At 59.8% G+C, this 24,380-nt stretch carries 26 protein-coding genes; 12 read left to right on the top strand and 14 right to left on the bottom strand.

Going from position 1 to position 24,380, the window contains the following annotated elements; translation table 11 throughout:
• Nucleotides 1–9: 9 nt before the first annotated feature.
• From CUJ84_RS20835 to sdhC, 7 genes are all read right to left on the bottom strand, one after another.
• Complete coding sequence (locus tag CUJ84_RS20835) at nt 10–525, bottom strand: protease inhibitor Inh/omp19 family protein (protein ID WP_011653815.1); 516 nt, start codon at nt 523–525, stop codon at nt 10–12.
• 136 nt (nt 526–661) lie between these two features.
• The gene (locus tag CUJ84_RS20840) at nt 662–1,480 is read right to left on the bottom strand and encodes a nucleotidyltransferase domain-containing protein (RefSeq protein ID WP_105007586.1); all 819 of its coding nucleotides are present in this window, start codon (nt 1,478–1,480) and stop codon (nt 662–664) included.
• A 4-nt stretch (nt 1,481–1,484) separates the two neighbouring features.
• Entirely contained in the window at nt 1,485–2,264 is a 780-nt protein-coding gene (locus CUJ84_RS20845) for a succinate dehydrogenase iron-sulfur subunit (RefSeq protein WP_088677571.1), read from the bottom strand.
• Between the two features lie 9 nt (nt 2,265–2,273).
• On the bottom strand, nt 2,274–2,615 hold the full coding sequence (locus CUJ84_RS20850) for a succinate dehydrogenase (protein WP_105007587.1): 342 nt from the start codon (nt 2,613–2,615) through the stop codon (nt 2,274–2,276).
• 1 nt (nt 2,616) lies between these two features.
• Nucleotides 2,617–4,458: a succinate dehydrogenase flavoprotein subunit gene (gene sdhA / locus CUJ84_RS20855; protein WP_105007588.1), complete on the bottom strand. Its 1,842-nt coding sequence runs from the start codon at nt 4,456–4,458 to the stop codon at nt 2,617–2,619.
• Between the two features lie 6 nt (nt 4,459–4,464).
• The gene (gene sdhD / locus CUJ84_RS20860) at nt 4,465–4,845 is read right to left on the bottom strand and encodes a succinate dehydrogenase, hydrophobic membrane anchor protein (protein ID WP_012759282.1); all 381 of its coding nucleotides are present in this window, start codon (nt 4,843–4,845) and stop codon (nt 4,465–4,467) included.
• Nucleotides 4,846–4,855: 10 nt separating this feature from the next.
• Nucleotides 4,856–5,251 (bottom strand): succinate dehydrogenase, cytochrome b556 subunit, encoded by a 396-nt coding sequence (sdhC, locus tag CUJ84_RS20865; protein ID WP_012559217.1) that lies wholly within the window; start codon nt 5,249–5,251, stop codon nt 4,856–4,858.
• A gap of 315 nt (nt 5,252–5,566) precedes the next feature.
• Between sdhC and CUJ84_RS20870 the strand changes: the two genes are divergently transcribed.
• Complete coding sequence (locus CUJ84_RS20870) at nt 5,567–6,055, top strand: hypothetical protein (protein WP_105007589.1); 489 nt, start codon at nt 5,567–5,569, stop codon at nt 6,053–6,055.
• Between the two features lie 127 nt (nt 6,056–6,182).
• On the opposite strand, the gene CUJ84_RS20875 is transcribed toward CUJ84_RS20870, so the two are convergent.
• From CUJ84_RS20875 to CUJ84_RS20900, 6 genes are all read right to left on the bottom strand, one after another.
• The gene (locus tag CUJ84_RS20875; protein ID WP_105007590.1) at nt 6,183–6,536 is read right to left on the bottom strand and encodes a RidA family protein; all 354 of its coding nucleotides are present in this window, start codon (nt 6,534–6,536) and stop codon (nt 6,183–6,185) included.
• A gap of 128 nt (nt 6,537–6,664) precedes the next feature.
• On the bottom strand, nt 6,665–7,534 hold the full coding sequence (locus CUJ84_RS20880; protein WP_199788829.1) for a LysR substrate-binding domain-containing protein: 870 nt from the start codon (nt 7,532–7,534) through the stop codon (nt 6,665–6,667).
• 133 nt (nt 7,535–7,667) lie between these two features.
• Entirely contained in the window at nt 7,668–8,732 is a 1,065-nt protein-coding gene (locus CUJ84_RS20885; protein ID WP_105007591.1) for an ABC transporter ATP-binding protein, read from the bottom strand.
• Between the two features lie 10 nt (nt 8,733–8,742).
• A complete protein-coding gene (locus tag CUJ84_RS20890) occupies nt 8,743–9,582 on the bottom strand; it encodes an ABC transporter permease (RefSeq protein ID WP_105007592.1) in 840 nt (279 codons plus the stop codon).
• A complete protein-coding gene (locus CUJ84_RS20895; protein ID WP_105007593.1) occupies nt 9,579–10,463 on the bottom strand; it encodes an ABC transporter permease in 885 nt (294 codons plus the stop codon). The genes CUJ84_RS20890 and CUJ84_RS20895 overlap by 4 nt, the downstream gene beginning before the upstream one ends.
• Nucleotides 10,464–10,636: 173 nt before the next feature.
• Entirely contained in the window at nt 10,637–11,713 is a 1,077-nt protein-coding gene (locus CUJ84_RS20900) for an extracellular solute-binding protein (protein WP_105007594.1), read from the bottom strand.
• Nucleotides 11,714–11,974: 261 nt separating this feature from the next.
• Here CUJ84_RS20900 and speB point away from each other — a divergent pair, with 261 nt between their 5' ends.
• From speB to CUJ84_RS20925, 5 genes are all read left to right on the top strand, one after another.
• Nucleotides 11,975–13,036 (top strand): agmatinase, encoded by a 1,062-nt coding sequence (speB, locus tag CUJ84_RS20905; protein WP_199788740.1) that lies wholly within the window; start codon nt 11,975–11,977, stop codon nt 13,034–13,036.
• 84 nt (nt 13,037–13,120) lie between these two features.
• Complete coding sequence (locus tag CUJ84_RS20910) at nt 13,121–13,918, top strand: transporter substrate-binding domain-containing protein (protein ID WP_105007596.1); 798 nt, start codon at nt 13,121–13,123, stop codon at nt 13,916–13,918.
• A gap of 144 nt (nt 13,919–14,062) precedes the next feature.
• Nucleotides 14,063–14,731: an amino acid ABC transporter permease gene (locus CUJ84_RS20915; protein WP_105007597.1), complete on the top strand. Its 669-nt coding sequence runs from the start codon at nt 14,063–14,065 to the stop codon at nt 14,729–14,731.
• Nucleotides 14,728–15,375: an amino acid ABC transporter permease gene (locus tag CUJ84_RS20920; protein WP_027682549.1), complete on the top strand. Its 648-nt coding sequence runs from the start codon at nt 14,728–14,730 to the stop codon at nt 15,373–15,375. The genes CUJ84_RS20915 and CUJ84_RS20920 overlap by 4 nt, the downstream gene beginning before the upstream one ends.
• Nucleotides 15,376–15,516: 141 nt before the next feature.
• A complete protein-coding gene (locus CUJ84_RS20925) occupies nt 15,517–16,488 on the top strand; it encodes an ornithine cyclodeaminase family protein (protein WP_105007598.1) in 972 nt (323 codons plus the stop codon).
• 132 nt (nt 16,489–16,620) lie between these two features.
• Here CUJ84_RS20925 and CUJ84_RS20930 read toward each other — a convergent pair whose 3' ends face one another.
• The gene (locus CUJ84_RS20930) at nt 16,621–17,304 is read right to left on the bottom strand and encodes a GntR family transcriptional regulator (protein WP_105007599.1); all 684 of its coding nucleotides are present in this window, start codon (nt 17,302–17,304) and stop codon (nt 16,621–16,623) included.
• A 112-nt stretch (nt 17,305–17,416) separates the two neighbouring features.
• Between CUJ84_RS20930 and CUJ84_RS20935 the strand changes: the two genes are divergently transcribed.
• From CUJ84_RS20935 to CUJ84_RS20960, 6 genes are all read left to right on the top strand, one after another.
• Nucleotides 17,417–18,070: a GntR family transcriptional regulator gene (locus tag CUJ84_RS20935; protein ID WP_199788741.1), complete on the top strand. Its 654-nt coding sequence runs from the start codon at nt 17,417–17,419 to the stop codon at nt 18,068–18,070.
• A gap of 115 nt (nt 18,071–18,185) precedes the next feature.
• On the top strand, nt 18,186–19,022 hold the full coding sequence (locus CUJ84_RS20940) for an ABC transporter substrate-binding protein (RefSeq protein ID WP_018482713.1): 837 nt from the start codon (nt 18,186–18,188) through the stop codon (nt 19,020–19,022).
• A 77-nt stretch (nt 19,023–19,099) separates the two neighbouring features.
• On the top strand, nt 19,100–19,792 hold the full coding sequence (locus CUJ84_RS20945; protein WP_026265491.1) for an amino acid ABC transporter permease: 693 nt from the start codon (nt 19,100–19,102) through the stop codon (nt 19,790–19,792).
• A 15-nt stretch (nt 19,793–19,807) separates the two neighbouring features.
• Nucleotides 19,808–20,698 carry a 4-hydroxy-tetrahydrodipicolinate synthase gene (gene dapA / locus CUJ84_RS20950; protein ID WP_105007601.1) on the top strand — a complete coding sequence of 297 codons (891 nt, stop codon included), beginning with the start codon at nt 19,808–19,810 and terminating at the stop codon, nt 20,696–20,698.
• Between the two features lie 11 nt (nt 20,699–20,709).
• Nucleotides 20,710–23,643, top strand: coding sequence for an FAD-dependent oxidoreductase (locus CUJ84_RS20955; RefSeq protein WP_432444874.1), 2,934 nt, complete (start codon nt 20,710–20,712; stop codon nt 23,641–23,643).
• Nucleotides 23,640–24,368, top strand: coding sequence for an amino acid ABC transporter ATP-binding protein (locus CUJ84_RS20960; protein WP_105007602.1), 729 nt, complete (start codon nt 23,640–23,642; stop codon nt 24,366–24,368). The genes CUJ84_RS20955 and CUJ84_RS20960 overlap by 4 nt, the downstream gene beginning before the upstream one ends.
• The last annotated feature ends 12 nt before the right edge of the window (nt 24,369–24,380 follow it).

The raw sequence follows: 24,380 nt of genomic DNA on the forward strand, positions 1-24,380 counted from the left end.
CCGGACCATTTACCGGCTGAGACTGATCGACTGGCCTGTGCTCGTCTGTCCCTGGAAGCGGTTGTCGGCCGTCTTGTAGACGCTGCCGAGCTGGTTGCCGGAGCGGTCCTTGAGCAGCACCTGCTTGCCGGCGACCTCCCAGGAGCCCATCGCCGTCAGCTCGCCGACACAGCCACGCGTTCCACCGCGCGAACCGCTGCCGAGATTGGTGAGCGTCAGGAACATGTCGCAGCTACCGTTGACGCGCCAGCTTCCGACCATCGATTCCTTGGTGATATCGAGCGCATTCGCGGCCATTGCACCAGGTTCAGCGCCCGGCATCGGCGCCGTCGTCGTCGGCGCGGCCGGAAACTGCGAGCCGCCGGTCGGCGGCGGAAGCTGCCCGCCCTGCACCGAGGGCACCGGCTGCGCCGTCAACGGCGCCGGGCCGGCACTGGCGTTGGAGCTGTAATCATATGCCGTACGCTGACAACCGGCTAGCGACAGAACCACCACCAGACCTGTCATCGCATATCGCAACTGCATCATCATACTCCTGAATTCGGCCATCGCCGTAGAGAAACGGGCGTGAGACAAGTCCGATTATCGTAATTCGATTTGGTTAATCAAGTCGTGCTGCATAAATTGCCCGTGACAACAACTAACCGAAAAACGATACAGTTCAATTGTCCCGCTGCAAAACTTCCTGCACATAGAATTTGTCAGCAAGGTGTTGCGCGCGTTCATCTCTGTCAGGATCCCTGTCGAACTCGCGCAATGTCTCGGAATAGCGCTCCAGTGCACCCTGCAGGAACACTTGCACCAGGCCCGGTGGCAGGCCTACACCCATTTCGCGCGTCTGCTTCTTGACATGCACGAGATCGAGTATCGCTGCTCGAAGTTCCGGCGCGACGGAGATCGTCTCAAGGCATTCCAGCATATTCATCGGCGGCAGCACGCGATATGAACGCTGGCGCATCCATTCGAGCGCGATGGCCGGACGCAGGGCGTAGAGCAGCGTCTTCAGCTTGATCACGTCTTCGCCATGGCTTTGAAAATGCCGCCGCATAAGTCCGACATAATGCGCAGCGACCTTTTCCGGCACCATGACGCGATCAAGAAACGCGCCGAGACGAGAGCGAAAACCGGCTTCCTCTTCGTAGGCGATCGGCGATTTCAGCCATTCGACCACCACCGCGTTTCCCTTGAGCGCAAGCCGCAAAGCCTTTCTGAGATCCCAGCCGCCGGTATCGATATCGCCAATGATCGGGAACTCGATGACGTCGCGCGCCGAAACAAGAGCAAGATGATGTTCGACGGGTCGGATGTAGACAAAGCGACAATCATAATCGCTGTCGGGAGATGGAAAGCCCCAGGCGCGGCTACCACTTTCGATAGCAAAACCGATGCGGATGCCCTGTTCGCGCACCGAGGCAAGCCGCGACCTGATCTCTGTGACGGCGTCGGGATCGAAGCCGTCTATTCCGCCATCGGTATGCACCTGATCAAACCCGGCGCTCGACCATCATCTTCTTGATTTCGGCGATCGCCTTGGCCGGGTTGAGGCCCTTCGGGCAGGTCTGCGCACAGTTCATGATCGTGTGGCAGCGATAGAGGCGGAACGGATCCTCGAGATTGTCGAGGCGCTCGCCGGTCGCCTCGTCTCTGGAATCGATCAGCCAGCGATAGGCCTGCAGCAGAACGGCCGGACCGAGATAACGGTCGCCGTTCCACCAGTAGCTCGGACAGGAGGTCGAGCAGCAGGCGCAAAGGATGCATTCATAGAGGCCGTCCAGCTTCTGCCGGTCCTCATGGCTCTGCTTCCATTCCTTGGCCGGCGCCGGCGACACCGTCTTCAGCCATGGCTCGATCGAACGATGCTGGGCATAGAAGTTGGTGAGGTCGGGAACCAGATCCTTGACGACGGGCAGATGCGGCAGCGGATAGATCTTCACCGCGCCCTTGATATCGTCGAGGCCCTTGGTGCAGGCGAGCGTGTTCGTGCCGTCGATATTCATCGCGCAGGAGCCGCAGATGCCCTCGCGACAGGAGCGACGCAGCGTCAGCGTCGGGTCGATCTTGTTCTTGATGTAGAGCAGACCGTCGAGCACCATCGGCCCGCAATCGTCGACGTCGATATAGAAGGTATCGATAGACGGGTTCTGACCGTCATCGGGGCTCCAGCGGTAGACGCGGAATTCGCGGGTGTTCGTCGCACCCGCCGGCTTCGGCCAGACCTTGCCTTCGCGCATCTGGGAGTTTTTGGGGAGAGCGAGTTCAACCATAGTAAGATCCTAGTTTGCCGACAGGAATTCTGTCTTCACATAACCCTTGCAACCACCGAACGCAGCGTTGCTGGCACGAACGAAGGCCACTGCACCAGAACGTTCTAAAACCTCTGCTTTGGTCCCGGGTCGAACCACACAAGCGAGATCCTTGGACATGAACTGATTGCCGACAACCAGGGAATCGTGGGCAGCCTTAGCCGCTTTGGCCGAATTCCAAACTCCAACTTCGTTACTTACGGCGGCACCGACACCGCCCGGAGCTCGCAACTTGTAGCGATCGGCCGGCAAGGCAGAGGACGACACCATCAAGGTAACCGCGACAATTGAGAGAAAGACAGCCTTCCTCATCTTAGTATACACGCGCCTTCGGCTCGATCTTGTGCGGATCGATGCCTTCGGCAATGAGCTCGGTGTGAACAGGCCGGTAATCGAGTTTCACGTCGCCTGCCTCGTTCACCCAGGCGAGCGTGTGTTTGCGCCAGTTGACATCGTCGCGGCCGGCGAATGCACCCTCGGTATAGTCTTCGCGTGCATGCGAACCGCGGCTCTCCTTGCGGGCTTCGGCGCCGTAGATCGTCGTGATGGCGTTGGCCATCAGGTTCTGCAGCTCAAGCGTTTCCACGAGGTCGGAGTTCCAGATCATCGAGCGGTCGGTGACCTTGATGTCCTTCATCTCGCCCCAGATTGCCGAGATGCGCTGGCAGCCCGATTCCAACGATTCCTGCGTGCGGAAGACGGCGGCGTCTTCCTGCATGGCGCGCTGCATCTTCTCACGCAGTTCCGCCGTCGGCGTGCCGCCGCTGGCATGACGCAGACCGTCGAAGCGGTCCATGATCTTGTCGCAGGCTGCGACATTGAGATGCGGGATCGGCGCTGCGCGGTCGATGACCTCGCCGGCGCGGATCGCAGCGGCGCGGCCGAAGACCACGAGGTCGATCAGCGAGTTGGAGCCGAGACGGTTGGCGCCGTGCACCGAGGCGCAGCCGGCTTCACCCACAGCCATCAGGCCAGGGATGATCCGTTCCGGATTGGCACCGTCGGCGTTCAGCACTTCGCCCCAGTAATTCGTGGGAATGCCGCCCATATTGTAGTGAACGGTCGGCAGAACCGGGATCGGTTCGCGCGTGACGTCGACGCCGGCGAAGATCTTGGCGCTCTCGGAAATCCCCGGCAGGCGTTCATGAAGAACCGCCGGATCGAGATGGTCGAGATGCAGGAAGATGTGGTCCTTGTTTTTGCCGACACCGCGGCCTTCACGGATTTCCAGCGTCATGCAGCGCGAAACGACGTCGCGCGAGGCAAGGTCCTTGGCCGAAGGGGCGTAGCGCTCCATGAAGCGCTCGCCCTCGGAGTTGACGAGGTAGCCGCCTTCACCGCGAGCGCCTTCGGTGATCAGACAGCCTGAACCGTAGATGCCGGTCGGATGGAATTGAACGAATTCCATGTCCTGCAGCGGCAGGCCGGCACGCGCCACCATGCCGCCGCCGTCGCCGGTGCAGGTATGGGCTGATGTTGCCGAGAAATAGGCGCGGCCGTAGCCGCCGGTCGCCAGCACCACCATCTTGGCGGCGAAGCGATGGATCGTACCGTCATCGAGGCACCAGGCGACGACGCCGGTGCAGCGGCTGCCGTCTTCCGACATGATCAGGTCGAGCGCGAAGTACTCGATGAAGAATTCGGCATTGTTGCGCAGCGACTGGCCGTAGAGCGTATGCAGGATGGCGTGGCCGGTACGGTCGGCAACGGCGCAGGTGCGCTGCACCGGCGGGCCTTCGCCGTAATTCTGCATGTGGCCGCCGAACGGGCGCTGATAGATCTTGCCTTCCTCGTTGCGCGAGAACGGCACGCCGTAATGCTCGAGCTCATAGACCGCCTTCGGCGCTTCCATGGTGAGATACTGCATGGCGTCGACGTCGCCGAGCCAGTCGGAACCCTTGACGGTGTCATAGAGGTGCCACTGCCAGCTATCCGGCGTCATGTTGCGCAGCGAGGCAGCAATGCCGCCCTGGGCCGCGACCGTGTGCGAGCGGGTCGGGAATACCTTGGTGATGCAGGCCGTGCGGAAACCCTGCTCGGCCATGCCGAGTGTGGCGCGCAGCCCGGCGCCGCCGGCGCCGACGACGATTACGTCGTAGGAGTGGTCGACATACTTGTAGGCCTTGCCATTCTGGGCGGGTGAAGTCGGTGCCATATCAGCTTATCCTACGAATGCGATTTTCAGAATGGCGAAGAGACAGAGGCCGGCAATCAGGATCGCAAAGAACGTGTTCAGCATCAGGAGAACGATCTTGCCGAATTCGCCGTGCACGTAATCCTCGATGATGACCTGCATGCCGAGCTTCATATGAATGACACCGGAGATCACCATCAGCCCCATGACCACGGCGACAAAGGGGTTCGACAGCGCGCGAACCACATCCGCATAAGGCGCGCCGGCATAGGCGAGCATGAAGAAGACGAAGAAGAGGATCAGCGGAACATTGGCGACGGCCGTCAGCCGCTGGCGCCAGAAATGATCCGTTCCGTCCTTGGCGGAGCCGAGCCCGCGAACCTTGCCGAGGGGGGTGCGCATATCCATGAGAGGACCTTCAGAAGCGAATGAGGAAGCCGATCACCCAGACCAGCACGGTCAGACAGAGCGACCCGATGATGTTGGCGATGGCGAGCTTGGTCGAGAACTCTTTCCCGAAGCCATAACCGAGATCCCACATGAAATGGCGGAAGCCGCCGAGCATGTGGTGCAGCAGCGCCCAGGTATAGCCGAGAAGCACGAGCTTGCCGAGAAGGCTGCCGAGCACCCAGTTGGCCCAGTCGTAGGAGCCCTGGCCGCTTGCCGCCGCGATCAGCCACCAGGCGACGAGCAGCGTACCGACATAGAGCGCGCCACCGGTAATGCGGTGGACGATGGACATGACCATGGTGGGAATAGGCTTGTAGATTTGCAGATGCGGCGATAGGGGCCGGTTATTTGTCACGTTCGCCATCAGAACCTCGCGGCGGCTTCTCTGCGCTCCCGGATTTCGGAGCATGCTCAGTCAACCACACGAATGACAAAATTCTCTGTGTGCGTTGCATCAATTGCGACGTTTAATCACCGGGAACGCCGACGACAAGCACAATCGCTGTCTGCTTTTAATTTAATCGATTCGCGTTACCGGGAAGTTTGCAGGCTAAAGAAACTGGTCTTTTCCGCTCAAATTTTGTGCCGGTTGTCCGACCTGAATGGACAAGCTCCGGCTTTTGGCGCAATCTGGCGTTAACGATTTGTTAGGGATCGGAATTCCGGAGGCCGGCCACCCATGTTTCGCAGTCTGTCCGCAGTCGCCCTGATTGCCCTGTCCGTGCTTGCTGCACTTCCCGCCGAAGCCGGCGACCGCCGCAACGATCATCGCTTTCCCGGCCATCGTCACGCTTTCCACGGCGGTTTACTCCTCGGCGAACGTATCGGCTGGCGCGATCGTGGCATCCGTTTCGACAATGCCTATCGATATCGGAACCGCAAAGAACGGATGCCGTACCTGAAACAGTTTTCATCGCCGGCGACAAATCGCATCGCCCGCAGCAATCTCATCGTCGTCCTGCCCCAAACGCAGGGCGGCGGCGACACCTATGCCGGCACGTCTTACGTCTATCAAGCCGATGGCGGAACCTATGTCGGCGGCGAGCGCTACGGCTTCTATCCTCCCGCGCGGCCTGAGCCGCTAGCCCCGAAAGCGAAAGTCATCGATATCGCAGTGCAGGACGATCCCTGTGCCTACGAGGCCAATGTCTGCGTCATCCGGCCTTAGAGCATGTCGCGCAAAAGTGTGCCGCGGTTTTGCGACAACGACATGCGTAAGGCAAAGACCTAAAGCGCGAGGAGCGAATCTGAAAGATCGCGACGCGCTTTAGCGCGCGATGACGAACGCAGGCGGCTCAAATTTGCCCGGCCCCACTCTTTCGCGACGCGGCTACGTCGATACGGATGGCGCACATCGGCGGGAGATTCTTGTCCTCAAACGTCGCCCGCCGTGGCGTTCCGCTATCCGGCATCCAGGCATCCCAGGCTCTGTTCATTTCCTCGAATGAAGCAAGGTCCCTGAGCCAGATGTTGACGAGAATGATCTCTGACTTGTCGGTACCTTCGCGTAGCAGCATGTCATTGATGCGTTCCAGTATTTCGTTGGTTTGCGCCGTCACGCTCGCTCCCCTCGCGAGGTTTGCGACCTGGCCGGGCAGATAGGCGGCATCTGCAAGGAGAGTTTCGTCAACTTTGGCTTGCCCCATCATCGTATTCGCAGACTTCCATGAATGCTTGAGATTGGGTCGTCGACCCTTCATCCGATCACTGTGGGGCTTCGCTCGCCACTTCGGTAGAGGGAATTAAATTGACCCGATATAATGGAAGCTGAACGCTCCTAGCTGGACAATATGGCCGTATGCCGCGAAATGAAGTCCACAAGATAGCGCGCACCTTCGGCCGTCTCGGATTGAGCATACAGACCGATTTCGATGCGCACTGGACCGGGCAGGTCCGCCGATCGGTCAAGCGTCCGGCAGCCCTCCGGTTTCGTGTTGAGCATCATTGGCGCGATACCGATACCGACGCGAACCGCGGTCGCCATGGCCACCAGCGTCGATGCGACGCACGCCGTCTTCCACTTGACGTTCCGCTGGGACAGGGCAGCAAGCGTCGGGAGCGTCCAGGGACACTCCTCCTCGAACATAATGATCGGAAGCGGTTTTTCGGCATCCGCCACAAAGTCGGATCTGACCGTCCACATCAAATATTCGGTCCAGATCAGGGTCGGTTTTCGCGCGAGGCAGGTGATGTCGCAAACCACGAGATCCAGCTTCCCGTCTTCAAACAGGCTGGCCAGGCGGCGATTCGGCTCGACAATGATGTCGATATCGACCTTCGGGTTCTGGGCTCTGAAGTCACTAAGAATGTCGATCAGGTGGCCGGCTGCGAAGTCCTCAACGACGCCGAGGCGAATGCGGTCCTCGATCATCTTGCCTGTCAGCCTTTTCTCGACCTCGTCGCTGAGGGCGACCATTTCGCGGGCATAAGCCAGCATGATCTGCCCATGGCTCGTGAGCTCGAGGCCTTTTGACGAACGCGAAAACAGCGTAACGCCGACAAGCTCCTCCAGCTTGCGGATCTGCATGCTCACGGCGGCCTGCGTTCTGTTCAGCTTGAAGGCTGCTCCATTGACGGTGCCGATCTCCGCGACGGTCAGAAATGCACGAAGCAGATAGGAATCAAGATCAAGCATCAGAAGCCGCATTCCATACTTTGTGGCGCTCGAGAGCCGAGGGCCTCTCCGCCTATAAGCGGATATTGGACGAACCATGTGCTTCCGGCAACTGGTGACCCTTAGCCCCCGGGCGCAGCGCAAGCTGCGCCCGGTCAATGCCAGCTTATCGCGCGAACAGAACGCATGCCTCGGGGGGAATGGAAACGCTGATCTCCTGCCCGCGCGCGAAGGCTATGTCCGGACGGTTCGGGCAAGCCGAGATTATGCGGTCGCCACTGACGAGGTCCAGAACGATATGCCTGAAGGCACCGAGTGTCACAACGTCGGCAACGCGTCCGGGCATGGCCCCGGCACCCGGAGCGCCGGACGATATCTCGACGCTTTCCGGCCTCACGCAAATCTCGGCGGCACCTGAAAGACTTCCGGTGAATGCGACCGGAAACTCCCAGCCGGATTCGGAGCGAAATTTGCCGGCCGTTCCGTCCGCGGCCGAAATCGAGCCATGAATCCAATTCGTCCGACCCATGAAATCCGCGACGAAATGCGAGTCTGGACGCCAATACACATCATCCGGCCGGCCGGATTGCATGATGGCCCCACGATTCATCACGAATATGCGCTCTCCCAGGCTCATCGCCTCCTCCTGGTCGTGGGTTACCACGATGGCGGTCGAGCCGACCGCGGCGAGCACATCCTTCAATTCGGTGCGCAGCTCATGGCGAAGTTTGGCGTCGAGGGCCGACAGGGGCTCATCCAGAAGAACAAGGCTCGGATGGGTGGCGAGCGCCCGCGCAAGGGCAACACGCTGCTGCTGGCCGCCGCTCAACTGGTGCGGCCGCCGCTGTCCGAAACCGGTGAGCCGGACGAGCTCAAGCATCTCGGCAATGCGGCGCGGTATTTGCCCCGGCGGATGGTTGCGATGGCGAAGTCCGTAACCGATGTTCTGTTCGACGGTCATATGCGGGAAAAGTGCATAGTGCTGGAACAGCAGCCCGACATTGCGCTCATAGGGTTTCAATCCGGCCATCGGCTCGCCGTCGATCAGGATCGAGCCTTTGTCGGGCCGCTCGAATCCGGCAATGAGCCGAAGAATGGTGGTCTTGCCGCAGCCGCTCGGTCCAAGCAGTGCGATTGTTTCACCTGGGTTCACCGAGAAGGAGATATCACCGAGGGCGACCGTTTCGCCGAAGCGCTTGCTGACCCCTTGAAATTCCACGGCAGAAATCATCGTATTGTCCTCATGAACGAAACAAACCCTGACCGACGACGGTGTCGAAGCCGACGACACGGTCCAGCACAACGATCAGCAACGCGGTGACGGCAATCAGGACCACGGCCGCCGCGGCGATCGTCAGATCGAAAGCCGCGCGCATGTTGCTGACCAGCGTAACAGGCAAGGTCGTGGCGGACGGATCGCTCAGAAAAAGACTGATCGATACGTCATCTATCGAAATTGCGAAGGCGAAGATTGCGCCGGTGACGACGCCGGTCCGCATGAGCGGTAGGGTAATGGTCCAGAAGGCCTGGCGCTCGGTGGCGCCGAGAACCATTGCGGCTTCCGTCAACCGTTGGTCGCTGCCGAGAAGGCTGGCGAGGCTGGTCCTTATGCAATAGGGCAACGTGATGATCACGTGGCCGAGGAGCAGGCGCGCCATGCCATTTGTGATACCGGCCTTGGAAAGGAAAAGCAGCAGGCCGAATCCGATGACAACAGGCGGAACGATGAGTGGCGAGAGAAAGGCCGAAGTCAGCGCTGCCTTTCCTGGAAAATTGCCACGGGCAAGGCCGACAGCCGCCGCAGTTCCGATCGTGACGGACAGAACCGTCGTGAGTACCGCCAAGATGAGGCTGGTGCGTAGGCTGGTAAGGATATCCGCCTGAGAGACCAGCCGTTCGAACCAGTGAAGCGACAAGGCAGGTGGCGGCAGCGGACCGAGGTAGGTCCTGGCGTCGAAGGCCATGAGGCATGTTATCACCAACGGGATGGCGAGGAACGCCAATCCAAGGCCGATGACACCGTAGGCGAGGGAAAGGGCGATCCGGTCTCCGGTTCGCGCTGTAAGAGACTGTCTGCTCATCGGGAAACCTTCCAGGCCTGCGCAAACGTTATGACAGCGACGACCGCCAAGGCCGCGGCAAGCATGACGAGCGAGATCGCCGCGCCGCTCGGATAGTTGGCGATATCGCTGAACCGGGTGTAGATGACGTTCGATATGAAAAGCACCCGGCCCCTCCCGAGCACCATGGGAATGACGAAGGCGCTGATTGCGAAAGTCAGCGAGACAAGCGTGCTTGAGATCAGAGCCGGGAAGCTCAGGGGAAGCGTGATCGACAGGTGGGCTTTCCATCCCGGCGCGCCGAGCGACTGGGCTGCATCGAGCAGACGCGGATCGATCGATTGCATCGCGCCAATCAGCGTTAGCGTTGCGACCGGTATGATCGAGTGAACCAGACCCGCAGTAACGACGATATTGATATATTCGCGGCTGTTGGGCGAAAGGCCAAGTGTCAAGAGGAGGGGTCGGAGGATGCCGACCGACCCGAAGGTCAGTTCGATCGCGTATGTCTTGATCAGGACGCTGGATAGAACGAGCGTAATCAAAAAGCCGAGGGTGAGCGCCCGCATCCGCGGGGAAATGCGCCGCACGATGAAGTAGGCCAGCGGGAATGCCACAAGCTGGCCGATGATCGCGGCAACTCCACCGATCCAGAAGGTCGTCAGCAGGACACTCGCAAACGCCTGGTTTACAAGCTCGTAATAGTTTTGGACCGTTGCCGCGGCATTTTCAACGGAACCGACGCGCCCCGGCGTAAACTCCTTCAAGCTTTCGATTGCCAGATTGATTAATGGTGACAGAAAACCGAATGCGAACACCAGGAGGGCTGGCCCGAGCGTCAAGGCCGCATCTCGGCGATCAGGTATTGAAATGGCAACGGGTTGCCGCCTTACCTTGGACATGGTGGAACAGCCTTTTCCTCGCCCTTACGGGCCATGAGAAAGGGAGGTTATCGAAGCCCGCGTGGCGCCTTAGAGCATGTCGCGCAAAAGCGTGCAGCGGTTTTGCGATAACGACATGCGTAAAAACAAAGACTTAAAGCGCAAGGAGCGAGCCTGAAAGATCGCGACGCGCTTTAGAGCAACGGGGCGATGTCCTGCTCCCAGCGTTTGGACCAGGCATCCTGCTGTTCGAGAACGACATTGTAGTCCGGCACATAGACGAAGCTCGAAAACTCGTCCGACGTGAAGGACAGATGCTTGAGATTGTCGGGCGTGACCGCCTTGCTGTTCAACGGCGCTTCGCCCGCCACCTTGGCGTAGAGCGAGTTCATGTCCGGGCTGATCGCGAAGTTGACGAAATCGAGGGTCGCCTTGGTGTTCGGTCTATTCTTCAGTACGCCGAAACCGCTCTGGTAGAGGAAGGCCTTGAAATTGCTATCCTTGGTGAAACGAGTAACCGGGAAGTTCTTCGCCACGGCCGCCCAGCCGGGCTCAGCGAAGAAGCCGATGGAGGTCTCGCCCGACGTCAGCGAATTGGTGAAATCGATATCGGTGATGGCGACGCGGCCGATATTACCGGATTTCGCCAATTCCGTCATGAGCTTCCATCCGGGTTCCATATTCGTTTCACTGCCGCCAGCGTGAAGGGCGAGCGCGACAATCTGGAGCATCATGCTCTGTGTCGGGCCCGGCCAGCAGATCGCGCCCTTAAGATCGGGGCTCAGCAGATCATCGATGGTCTTCACAGCGATAGGAGCCGTGTCGGTTCGCGCACCGAAATACATGCCGCCAACTGCGCGTGGGACCGCTTTGATATTGCCCTTGCCATCACGAATGATGATTTTCTCGGGAATATTCGCAAGGTTGGGAACATCGGCAGGATTGATGGTCTCGAGCCAATCCTCCTTCACCATGCTATTGAATGAGCCTTCCCAGCCGGCGACGTAGTCGTAGTCGACATTCGGCCAGACGGCCTTGATCTTTGGCAGGATCGCGCCCGCGCCGCCCTGATGAAGAACCCAGTTGAATGTCGCCGTATTCTGGTCGGCGGCAATCTGCTTCATGGCTTCGACGACATCGCCGCCCCATTCGACAGCGGTCAGATTGCCGCTGCCGGCTGCGGCGGATCTCGCAAACCCGGTCATCGTGCCGGCAATCCCCGCGGCAGCGGCGGATCCGAGGAAGCGGCGGCGTGTCATATCGTGCAACATGGTAGGTCCCCTTTGTTGTCGGCCCTCTGCCGGACCGTTCGCATCGGAGACTGCTTGGAGGTTGCCAACCGCGGTAGTGGGAAAATTCTCGCCGGGTTATAAAGTTTTCTGAACGTCCGGATGAGCGCACTAACAGCTTCGCGGAGCCTCGGCAGACCTGGTCTATCAAGAATCGTTATATCCCCTCTCGAATTTTCGCGGTTCCAAGAGAAGCGGGCGGCGCTGATGATGATCGCAGCATCAATACCGTGGGAGCCTGCCTTGACCATTGACCGGGATTTTCTGGAAGACTTGAGAAAGCGCTTCGGCAGCGCTGCAGGCGGAGAGATGGAAGATCCGCACTTCCGCGCCGTGGCGGCGAGCGTATTCAAGGACGGCGACAGCCGCAAATGGCCCTTCGCCGATCCCGCCACCTTTCTGGATGCCCGTTTCATCGAGAACGGCTTGCGGCCCGAGGTGCTTGAGGCGCTTGACGTGGCTTTGATCGGCGTGCCGATGGACCTCGGCGTCACCAATCGCGCCGGCGCACGGCTGGGGCCGCGGGCCGTCCGGGCGGTCGAGCGTGTAGGCCCCTACGAACATGTTCTGCGTGTCGCGCCGATGGGAGGGCTAAAGGTCGCCGATGTCGGCGACGTGCCGATGCGCAGCCGGTTCGGCCTGGCCGAGTGCCATGCCGACATCGAGGCCTGCTACCGGATGATCGCGGCAACCGGGGTCATCCCGCTATCGGTCGGGGGCGACCATTCGATCTCGGGCGCCATCCTCAAGGGCCTGGCAGCCAGCCAGCCGGTAGGCATGATCCACATCGACGCTCATTGCGACACCGCTGGTCCCTATGAGGGCTCCAAGTTCCATCACGGCGCGCCCTTCCGCGAGGCGGTTCTGGCGGGCGTGCTCGATCCGAAGCGTACGATCCAGATCGGCATCCGCGGCGGCGGCGAATATCTCTGGGAGTTCTCCTTTGCCTCCGGCATGACCGTCATTCACGCCGAAGAGGTGGCCGAGATGGGCCTCAAGGCCGTGATCGCAAAGGCTCTGGAGGTTGTCGGCGCCGGTCCAACCTATCTCAGTTTCGACGTGGACAGCCTCGATCCGGCCTTCGCGCCGGGAACCGGCACGCCGGAAGTCGGCGGGCTTCAGCCGAGGGAGGCCTTGACCCTGCTGCGCGGCTTCAAGGGCATCAACCTCGTCGGCGGCGACGTCGTGGAAATCGCGCCGCAATACGACAACACCACCAACACCGCGCAGATCGCCGCGCAGGTCCTGTTCGAACTCCTGTGCCTCGCGATGTTCAGTCCCGCGGTCAGGACAAAGCTGACCTGAGAACCAGCTCCACAATGGCAGCGGGCCTCGCGCCCGCTGCCATCCATCACCTGTCGCACAACACGTCTCAAAAAGGGGAACGACATGACTGCTCTTATGAAATTGCGCTACACCGCCACCGCTGCAATTGCCGTATTCGGCATCCTGGCGGGGGCCGCGCAGGCCGACGAACTTGCCGATATCAAAGCCGCAGGCGAGATCAACATCGGCATCTTCTCCGATTTCCCGCCATTCTCTTCGGCAAGCGCCGATATGAGCATCAAGGGCTATGACGTCGACGTCGCCCAGAAGATCGCCGACGGGCTCGGCGTGAAACTCAATCTCGTGAGCGTTACTGGCCAGAACAGGATCGCCTACCTGAACGACGACCGCGTCGACCTTCTGATGAGCGTCGGCTATTCGAAGGAGCGCGCCGAGGTTATCGATTATGCGGCCCCGTACGCCCCCTATTATATCGCCGTCATCGGTCCGGCAGCACTGAAGGTGAGCGGTAAGGAAGACCTCGCCGACAAGACCGTTGCCGTCAATCGTGGGACGCTCGAAGACACGTCGCTGACGGCTGCCGCCCCCGGATCGGCAGCGATCCAGCGTTTCGAGAACTACAATTCGGTCATCCAGGCCTTCATATCCGGCCAGACGCAGCTGATGGTGGTCGGCAACGATGTCGGTGCACAGGTTCTGGCACGACAGGACGAGCTGAAGCCGGAGCAGAAGTTCCAGCTCCTCAGCTCCCCCTCGCACATCGCGCTCCGCAAAGGCGAGGAAGGCCTGAAGAAGGCTGTCAATGACAGCGTCGCCGCAATGATCTCTGATGGTTCGCTCGACGCAAGCTCGAAGAGCTGGCTGAAAGCGCCGCTCAACCCTGAAAACCTGAAGGACTGACGAAGACGGCCTCCCACTCACCAGAGCATGATGCCGAAAACTGCAAGCGATTGCGGTGGCATCATGCTCCAATTCTTTGGTTGAGAGGCGGATCGAGATTTCGGGCCGACCCGGCCCAGATCATCCGGCTCCAAAGGACAAGCGATGAGATACAGCCTCGATTTCAATTGGCTTTGGGACGGAATGGGAGCTCTGGCTTATGGCGCAGGCACGACGCTTGCACTGACGGCCTCCACATCGGTCCTCGGGATCGTTCTCAGCGTTCTCGGCGCGGCCGCGCGCCGGGGACCTTATCCATGGTTGCGCAAGGTCGTCGGCCTGTATGTGGAAATCATGCGCAATACGCCATTCCTGGTGCAGCTGTTCTTCATCTTCTTTGGCTTGCCTAGCCTCGGCATTCGCCTCGATCCGATCTCTGCCGCAGTCCTTGCCATGACCCTCAATATGGCGGCCTACACGATCGAGGTGGTCGGGGCCGGGCTCGATGCCATACCGAGAGGCCAGAAGGAGGCGGCGCAGGCACTCGGCCTGAGGCCCCGGCTGGTGTTCTTCAAAATCATCCTGCCGCAAGCGATCGCCATCATTTTCCCGGCGCTGACGAGCCAGATCATCATCATGATGCTGGAATCGGCGGTGGTTTCGCAAATATCCGTCCGCGAGCTGGCGCAGGAGGCCGATCTGCTTCAGTCGCGCACCTTCCGCTCCTTCGAGACCTATCTGGTGGCAACGTTGATCTACCTTTCGATGTCCGCCGCACTTCGCCGGCTCCTTTTCGCCGGGAAACGCCGTTTTCTGGGAGCCGGTCTGACATGATTGAGTTCACCTTCTGGGACATTCTGCGCAATCTTGTCTTCGCGACACGCTGGACCCTGCTGCTTTCGCTCGCAGCCTTTGCCGGCGGCGCCATCGTTGGCCTGGCGATCCTGTCTGCACGGATATCGAAAACGCGCTGGCCGCGCAGCTTCGCGTCCGGCTACATTGCCCTGTTTCAGGGAACGCCGCTGCTCATGCAGCTGTTTCTGATGTTCTTCGGCCTGCCGATGCTCGGCTTTCGGATCGAGTCATGGACCGCCGCCGTCTGCGGTCTGACGTTCTACGCCAGCGCTTATCTTGCCGAAATCTGGCGGAGCGGCGTCGAGGCGGTGCCGCGCGGGCAATGGGACGCCGCAGCCAGCCTGGGCTTGCATCGTCTCCTCGAACTTCGCCTTGTCATCCTGCCGCAGGCTTTCCGGATCACGCGCGCGCCGACTGTCGGGTTCTTGGTCCAGTTGATCAAGAGCACCGCACTGGCCTCGATCCTCGGCTTCGAAGAACTATTGAAAACCGCGAACGCCATCAACAACGCGACCTTCGAACCTTTCAAGGTCTACGGTCTCGTCGCGGTGATCTTCTTCGCCCTGTGCTATCCGCTTACGCAATACGCCAGAATTCTGGAGAAGAAAGCGGCGTTTGGCTGAGCGGTGCCGAGTTGCTCCGCATTCCCTCGCAACGGAGCGTCGAAAGGGCCGATGCCGGTTGAAAAGCCGGTGCGCCGCGCAGCGGCGACGCGGCTCTCGTTCAATCACACAGCAGTCAGAACTTCCTGAGAGATCGCTTCAATGACCGACACACAAATCCGTATTCTCGATGCCCGGACAACGGGCGATTTCCTGCCGTTCGGCGCGCTGGTCGCGACCCTGCGGCAAGCATTTGCCGAAGGCTGTGTTGTGCCGGTACGGCATCACCACACGATGTCCAATCGCGGCGAGCCGGATGCGACGCTGCTTCTGATGCCGGCCTGGCATGAAACGCACCGGTCGGAGCGCTACCTTGGCATCAAGATCGTCACCGTCTTTCCCGGCAACACGGTACGCGGCATTCCCGGTTTGACCTCGACTTACATGCTCTATGATGGCCGGACCGGGATGCAGCTTGCGCTCCTTGACGGAAACACGATCACGACGCGCCGCACCGTAGCGGCATCGGCCCTTGCTGCGGACTATCTTGCCCGACAGGACGCCCGCCGTCTGCTGGTGATCGGCGCAGGCCGCGTCGCGAGCCTCATACCCGATGCCTACCGCGCCGTCCGGCCGATCGCGCATGTCGATATCTGGGATATCGATCCGGCCAGTGCGGAACGGCTGGCGCAGAGCCTCCGGCAACAGGGGCTCCAGGCCGCTGCCGTCCCGGATCTGGAAGCCGCGGCGCGGCAAGCCGATATCGTCAGCGCGGCGACGTTGGCGACAGCACCGCTTATCCGGGGCGAATGGCTGCGGCCGGGCACCCATGTCGATCTGATCGGCGGCTTCACCCCGGCGATGCGCGAGGCGGATGACGAGACGCTTCGGCGCTCCTCGGTCTATATCGACACTCACGAAGCCCTTCACGAAGCGGGCGATCTGGTTCAGCCGATCAGAGCCGGCGTCATTGCTGCAGATGCGGTGCGCGCGACACTCGACGAGCTGTGCCGCCGGGATGTTCCAGCGCGGACGTCCAACGACGAGATCACTCTCTACAAGGCAGTCGGAACGGCGTTGGCCGATCTTGCCGCCGCGACGATGGTGTATGAAGCCGCTTTGATCGCCGGCTGACGTCTTCTGGTCCGGGCGATGCCCAGCGAAAAGAAGATGGCTGATCGAGGCATCGAGGACTTTGACTCGAACAAAAAGCCTCTGACTGAGGCTCCATCATCGCTTCACCGGCCCCTACGGTCCACTCGATCGCTAGAGGTCAGCGACGTGTAGATGCATTCGCGTAAATGCGATTAAGCTTTCGATGTGATGGGCGACAGCTCGGCGAGTTTCCTCGACATCGCCTCGGTCGATCGCCTCGATAATAACGAGGTGTTCCGTGGAGTCCGGCTTCAGGCGATCTTTCAGGCGGTCGATTTCGAAGAGACGGGTGGTCGCCCGGAGCTCCCGCAATACCTTGGCCATTACCGCGTTGCCGCAATGATCGATGATCATATTGTGGAGATTGTCATCCGAGAACCAGTGCGCGTCTGTGTGATACGCCGTCGCGTCCAGAAGGTCGTGGATTTCTTGCCGGACGCTCATCAAAAGTCGTCGCGGAATAGCGTTGATCGACAGTACTGCTGCGTCAGGTTCGATCAACAACCTCAGTTTCAAGCTTTGAAGATACTCGCCGACATCCACCTGTCGCACGACGTAGTTTCGGCCGTCGCCCTTGCGAACCAGGCCTTCGCCCTCCAACCTCTGCAACGCTTCCCGCAGCGGCGTCCTTGAAATCCCGAGTGTCTCGGCAAGCCTTGCCTCAACGATGACATGCCCGCCTTTCAGCCGGCGATGCCGGATCATGTCGGACACGGCCTTGTAGGTCAGTGATGCAAGATTATGCTGCCCTTTCTCGGCAATTTTCCGACCCGGGGCCTCTAAGGCGTCTGTCACCGTTTGCCATTTCCTTGTTCTTTAAGGCGTTGGCCGCTCGACGCGGCACCGCGCTTTCCTTACGCGATCACTTGTTACATATGATAGCCGATTTGGAAAAGGACTGGAACGAGTGCAGATGGACGATGGTCTGAATGAAGTTGGCGACTCCAGCCTTGCTGACGAAACCTACCGTTCCCTGCTGGCCGATATTCTATCAGCCAGGCTCGCGGGGGGATCGGTCGTCCAGCAACGCCGCCTGGCGACGAAACATGCCGTTTCGCGTTCTCCCATGCGCCACGCGCTGGGACGTCTCGAAGGAGAGGGACTACTTGTCAGAAACGAAAAAGGCGTTCTCTCGGTCAGGGTCATCAGTCTCAAGGACTACCTTGACAGCCTCACCATGAGGATGCTGCTCGAACCAACTGCGGCCGCGCTCGCCAGTCCCCACGTTTCGCGACTTGAACTGGACCATTTGACAAGGATGCTTGACGAGATCGAGGCCGACCCCGAACCTGACCCGGAGGTGGTCTGGGCGTTTGACGATGCGCTTCACAACTATATCGCAAGCGAGAGCCGCAACCCCTTTATGGCAACCACTATCGGGGAGATGCGACGCTACACAACGATCTTCGAGCGACAGCTGCCTGTCGTACGCGCGAAGCCGGGCGTGCGAGAACATCGAGCGATCCTGCTTGCCTTAGCCGCCAACGATGCCGAGGCGGCTCGCCGAGCCATGACCGATCATCTCGAAGTCGTCCGTCAGGGCGTCCTTGCGAACTACTGAATCGATCAATTGAGAATGCACTTGCATCTACGGGGAACTTTTGTATAAAAATGGGATCCCACTTGAATGCATTATCGGGATCCAACGATAAAGAACCGAACTCCAGAGGCTCTCCATGCTCCGTTCACACTTCTCTCGCAGCGTTCTTGCCGCGTCCTTCCTGTCGGTCACAGCGTCTTTTGCCTTCGCTCAATCCTGCGAACCCAAAGTCGCGGCAGGCGAGTTGATCAAGCCCGGCACGCTCGTCATGTCGACCAATCCAACGCTTCCGCCGCTCCAGTTCATCGACTCCACGGGCGATCTGAAGGGCATGCGCATCGACCTCGGCAAAGAGATCGCCAAGCGCCTTTGCCTTGAACCCGAATATGTCCGCATCGAATTCTCCGCGATGGTTCCGGGTCTGCAGGCTGGCCGTTGGGACATGATCAATACGGGCATTTTCTTCACCGAGGAACGCGCCAAGATCATGCAGATGATCCCCTATGAAGATCAGGCCATCAGCGTCTCCGTGGCACCAGATTCGAAGAAAAACGTCGCCGCAAAAGATGATCTGGCCGGCATGACGATCGGTGTCGAAATCGGTGGTTTCGAGGAAACAAAGACACGCCTTCTCGACAAGGAGCTGCGTGACGCGGGCAAAGAAGGCCTGACCATCCAGACGTTCGATAATTTCGCCCTCGCCTACCAGGCTCTGCGGGCAGGCCAGGTGCAGGGTGTCGTGTCGATCGACGCCGTCGCCAAGGAGTACGATTCTCGCGGGGACTTCAAACGGGCAATCAGCGGCCTCTACCCCGCTCCGGTTTCTGTCGCATTCAAAAGCCCGGCTTTGGCTGATGCCGTGTCTGCGACGTTGAAAGACATGAAGGCGGATGGGTCTCTGAAGGCGCTCTTTGACAAATACGGTCTGCCGATGGTCGCGGGTGACTATTCGGTCAAGGGCCCCGGTCGCTGAACTGATTTCAAAGATCGTTTAGAGATGAGGCGGGGCGCGACCACGTCGCGCCAAACCTCTTGCAGAAAGTCGTCTTCATGTCGCTTTGGAACTGGTCTGGCTTTTTCGGTTATCTGTTCAACCCCTTTATACTTGGCGGGGTGTTCACGACCGTTTGGCTCACCGTCGTCTCGTTGGTTGCGGGGCTAATTCTTGGTTTTGCCCTTGCATTGATGCGGCGATCGTCGCGGCGGGTGCCATACTACATTGCCAAGGCGTATATCTGGCTTTTCCGCGGCACGCCGCTTCTTGTACAGTTGATTGCGATCTACACCGCGCTTCCACTGTTCGGCATCAAGTTCACCGTCATAGAGGCGGCGTTGCTCGGATTGGCTCTCAACGAGGCGGCTTATCTCGCGGAGATCATTCGTGCCGGTATCGAAGCCGTGCCGGAAGGCCAGACCAGGGCAGCGCGCGCGCTCGGCATGACGGAGCGCCAGATCATGCGCTACATCGTGATGCCGCAAGCCTTCAAAGTTATCGTTCCGCCTCTCGGCAATTCGGTGAACGGTCTCTTGAAAACGACCTCTGTCACCTCCGTCATCTCGGTCGAAGAACTCCTTCGCCGGACCCAGGTTCTCATCCAGGAGCGGTTCATGGTGCTCGAACTGTTTGCTGTCGCGGCGATCTATTACCTCCTCCTCACAACACTCTGGGACTTCTTCCAGAGCCATATCGAAAAGCGTCTCGGTCAAGCCGGATCTCGGCTTTCCATTAACGAGAAGCGCTAGAACCAGGATTTTCAAATGCAGAAGACGTTCCGCGGTGTCTACACCGTGATGATTACTCCCTTGGATCCCAGCGGCGCGGTCGATCTGAAGGGGCTGGCTGCCTTTACCGACTGGCAGGTCAAGGAAGGTATCCATGGCCTGATCCCTCTTGGATCGACGGGTGAGTTTCTATCGCTCAGCGAGGAAGAGCGCGATAGTGTGGCGAGGACCGTCATCGAAACTGTCGCGGGACGGGTGCCTGTTCTGATCGGCACGGGAGCGGAAGATACGCGGGAGTCCATTCGCCTTAGCGTCAAGGCCGAGGCAATGGGAGCTGACGGTGTCATGATCATTCCGCCGTTCTATTCCACCCCAACGGATGACGAACTCGTTCACCACTACAAGAGCATTGCGTCTGCCGTGGCCATCCCGATTATGGTCTACAACAATCCCGCGACCGCAAACGTCGACCTGACGCCGGAGCTGGTCAAGCGCATCGCCGAAATCGACGGCTGCGACTATATCAAGGAGTCCACCCTCGAAGTGACGCGCGTGCGCGATATCATCCGGCTGGCTGGCGACGATATGACTGTGTTCGGGGGTATTCTCGGGTTCGAGTCTTTCGTTATGGGTGCGCAGGGCTGGGTGGCAGTGGCTTCAAATGTTGCGCCAGGACCGATGGCGCGGATCTTCGAACTTGTCGCAAATGAGAAAAAGTTCGATGAGGCAAGAGAGCTCTACCTCAAATGGCTGCCCGTCATTCAGGCGGTCGGGGGCCAGGCCTATGTCGCAGGAACGAAGTCACTGCTGACCCACATGGGATTTGGCGCAGGCCTGCCGCGTCCGCCGCGCCTGCCGTTGCCGCCCGCGCAGGATGCCGCCATGAAGAAGCTGGTGGCCGATTTCGGTCTGACGTTCGGCGCCTGAGGAATTCCATGATGCCCGTCGCTTCCATAAACCAGAGCTTGAGGCCCGACGATGCACGGGTCAGGCTCTCGGTCGACGGTCTGCAGATATCTGCCGAAAAAGGCATGTCTGTTGCCGCCGCCATCGTGGCGACGGGGCGGCATGAATTTTCCCGAGGCATCAAAGGCGAGGGCCGTGGCCTCTTCTGCGGAATGGGTGTCTGTCACGATTGTCTCGTGACGATCGACGGAAAAGTCAGCCAGCGGGCCTGCATGACCATTGTCGACGATGACATGCAGGTTCTGCGTCCTGCTGCGCGGCCCGACCTCGCCACTGGCCAGATTGCCGATCTCTGCAGTGTGCCGCATTCCTTGACGACAAGGACGATGGACGTTCTCATTGTCGGAGCAGGGCCCGCGGGGCTTGCCGCAGCGCAGCTCCTTGCTGCGGCCGGCGCCAAGGTGACCGTCATTGATGAACGGCCGTCTGCCGGCGGGCAGTATTTCAAACAACCCTCGACACGGAGCGCCGCCGAGCAATTGAGTGGAGACGAGCAGGCTTTATCCGGCGCAGCGCTTATAGGGGAAGTGCACGACCACGGCGTGACATTTCTAAGTGCTACAGTGGTGTGGGGTGCCGCACGTGACGACGACGGTTCGCTTATTATCGCCTGCTATGGGTCCGGCCATGCGTTTTACTGCAAGCCGAAAATACTCATCATCGCGACGGGGGCCTACGAACGCCCAACGCCGGTGAGGGGTTGGACACTTCCTGGTGCGATGACAACAGGGGCCGCCCAGACGTTGCTGAGGAGCTACGGAACTGTGCCCGGCCGAAGGATCGTTATTGCCGGAAATGGTCCTTTGAATATGCAGGTCGCAAATGAGCTTCGAAAGGCAGGAGCCTCCATAGTCGCTTTGCTGGAAGCAGCACCGCCACCCTGGTCTCGGCCTGTGGCCGCCCTCAGCCTTCTGACAACGGATCCCGCTCTCGCCCGTCACGGATTGCACCAGATATCGACGCTCAGGTCCGCGGGCGTCAAGATAGGCTGGAATAGCGTACTCACCTCGATCAACGGTTCGCAGCGTGTGGAGAGCGTCACGTTCGCCGGACCAGGCGGTGAGACCAATCTCGATGCTGACACGGTCCTTATCGGCGGCAATTTCACATCCTCCAATGAGCTGTCGCGGCTACTCGGATGCGGCCATGAGGTCGTTGGCGGCGATCTGCGGGCAGTGCGAGATCTCGACGGTCAGACAACGCTTGCGAACGTGCATATTGTCGGTGAAGCGGCGCGTTTCGGCGGCGCGCATGTTGCGATGGCAGAAGGGCAGATCGCCGCCGCGGCGATTGCTCGAAAATTGGGCCTCCTTGTCCAAACCGACGAAAGCCCAATGAAACGGCTTGCCCGCCATAGACGGTTTCAAGAAGCCCTTTGGCAGGTCTTTGCGCCGAAGGACGATGCAAAGACAAAGACGGCAATTCTGCCAGATGATGCATTGATCTGCCGTTGCGAGGGCGTGACTTACGGTGTCTTGAGGACGCTCAGCGCAGATAGTGCGCAGGACGTTTCGACATTAAAGCGCCTGTCGCGTGCAGGCATGGGGCGGTGTCAGAGCCGCTACTGCGGCAAAGCGATCGCTGACGTCGCGAAAGAACGGCACCTCGCTGGCGAAACGAGCGGTTTTCTGGCTCCGCAAATGCCACTTCGACCTATTCCGCTGGCGGCGCTTGCGGTCGAAAAGCCGGAATGGGGCGGCCACAAGCGCGCACTTTTGCCGGAAAAACCCCCAGTGGCGAATCCTCAAGCTTTGCCGGTGACGGAAACGTCGACGCTGGTAATCGGCGCAGGCATTGCAGGCCTTTCGGCGGCGCTCTTCCTTGCCAGGGAAGGCGAAGACGTTGTGGTGGTGGAGCGCGCTTTTGCGAACTCGCTGGCGTCTGGAGGGAATGCAGGAAGCCTTCACGCCCAGCTGCTTTCCTTCGACCACGGTGCCCGTGCCGAAGGTGGCGGCGGAGCGGCCGCACAAACACTTCCCCTCCAGCGCGATTCAATCGCTCTTTGGGCCGCGCTGCAAAGCGAGCTTGGACAGGATTTCGAGATGAAGGTCACAGGCGGCCTCATGGTGGCCGAAACCGATGACCACATGCGTTTTCTGTCGGAAAAGGTCGGGGTGGAGTGCGCGGCCGGGATCGATTGCCGTTTGATCGGGCAAGAGGAACTGCGCTCCCTGGAGCCTGCTCTGTCTTCTCACTTCGTCGGCGCTGCCTACTGCTCCCAGGAGGGCAAGATCAATCCTCTCGTCGCTACGCAATATATATTGGAGGCCGCACGGCGAGACGGCGCTCAAGTCTTCGAAAATTGCGAGGTCACCGGAATAAGGACCTCGGACGACGGGTTCGAGGTCAAGACATCGAGGGGCATAGTGCGGGCAAAACGGATCGTCAATGCAGCCGGTGCCTTCGCTTCAAGGATCGGCGCGATGCTCGGTGTCCATGTGCCGGTATTTGGAGCTCCGCTGCAGATGGTAGTTACCGAGGCCGCAGCACCTTTGATCTCGTGTCTCGTCGCCCATGCCGACCGCCATTTGACACTCAAGCAGGCGGCAAACGGGAACTTCATCATCGGCGGCGGCTGGACCGCAGGCCTCGATCCCGTCCATCAACATCCACGCCCGCTACTGTCGAGCCTTGAGGGGAACCTTTGGGTTGCCCAGCACGTCGTTCCCGCTCTGCGCAAACTTCACGTCATCCGAAGCTGGGCGGCGATGAACATCAACATCGACGGTGCGCCGATCCTCGGCGAACACCCGTCAATGCCCGGCTTCTTCAACGCCGTCACTTCAAACGGCTATACGCTCGGCCCGATCGTCGGCCAGTTGACATCTCGGCTCGTTCTCGGTCGCGAGACCGATAGAGCCTTGCAACCCTTTTCCATCGCGCGTTTCCAGAAAGGCCGGGCATGATTGAGATCACTGGCGTTACCAAATATTATGGTCAGTTCGCTGTCCTTAAGAACTGCTCGGTGAACGTCGAGCGCGGTGAGGTCGTGGTTGTCTGCGGCCCCTCGGGGTCGGGCAAATCGACATTGATCAAATGCGTCAACGGGCTCGAGCTGTTTCAGGAAGGTTCGATCCGGGTGCATGGTATCGAAGTTGGTGACCCGAAGACCGACCTGCCGAACCTTCGCACACGGGTAGGCATGGTCTTCCAGAATTTCGAATTGTTTCCACATCTGACGATCATCGACAATATCATGCTGGCGCAGAAGATTGTCATTGGCCGCAGCGAAACGGCAGCCCATGCGAAGGCCATGGCGCTTCTTGATCGCGTCGGGCTGACGGACCACGCGAAAAAATATCCAAGCCAACTCTCCGGCGGGCAGCAGCAGCGTGTGGCGATCGCGCGGGCGCTCGCGATGGATCCGCTCGCCATGCTCTTCGACGAGCCGACGTCCGCGCTTGATCCAGAGATGATTTCCGAAGTGCTCGACGTCATGACCGGACTGGCAAAGGACGGCATGACGATGATGGTCGTCACCCATGAGATGGGATTTGCCCGCCGGGTGGCGACACGCGTGATTTTCATCGATCAGGGCGAGATCGTCGAGGATCGTCCGAGCGAGGAGTTTTTCGCGGGAAAACACAACCCACGAACAGAAGCTTTCCTTGGCAAAATCCTGCAACACTGAAGGTTAGGCTTG

The organism is Rhizobium leguminosarum (assembly GCF_002953715.1).
GTDB classification, from domain to species: domain Bacteria; phylum Pseudomonadota; class Alphaproteobacteria; order Rhizobiales; family Rhizobiaceae; genus Rhizobium; species Rhizobium leguminosarum_V.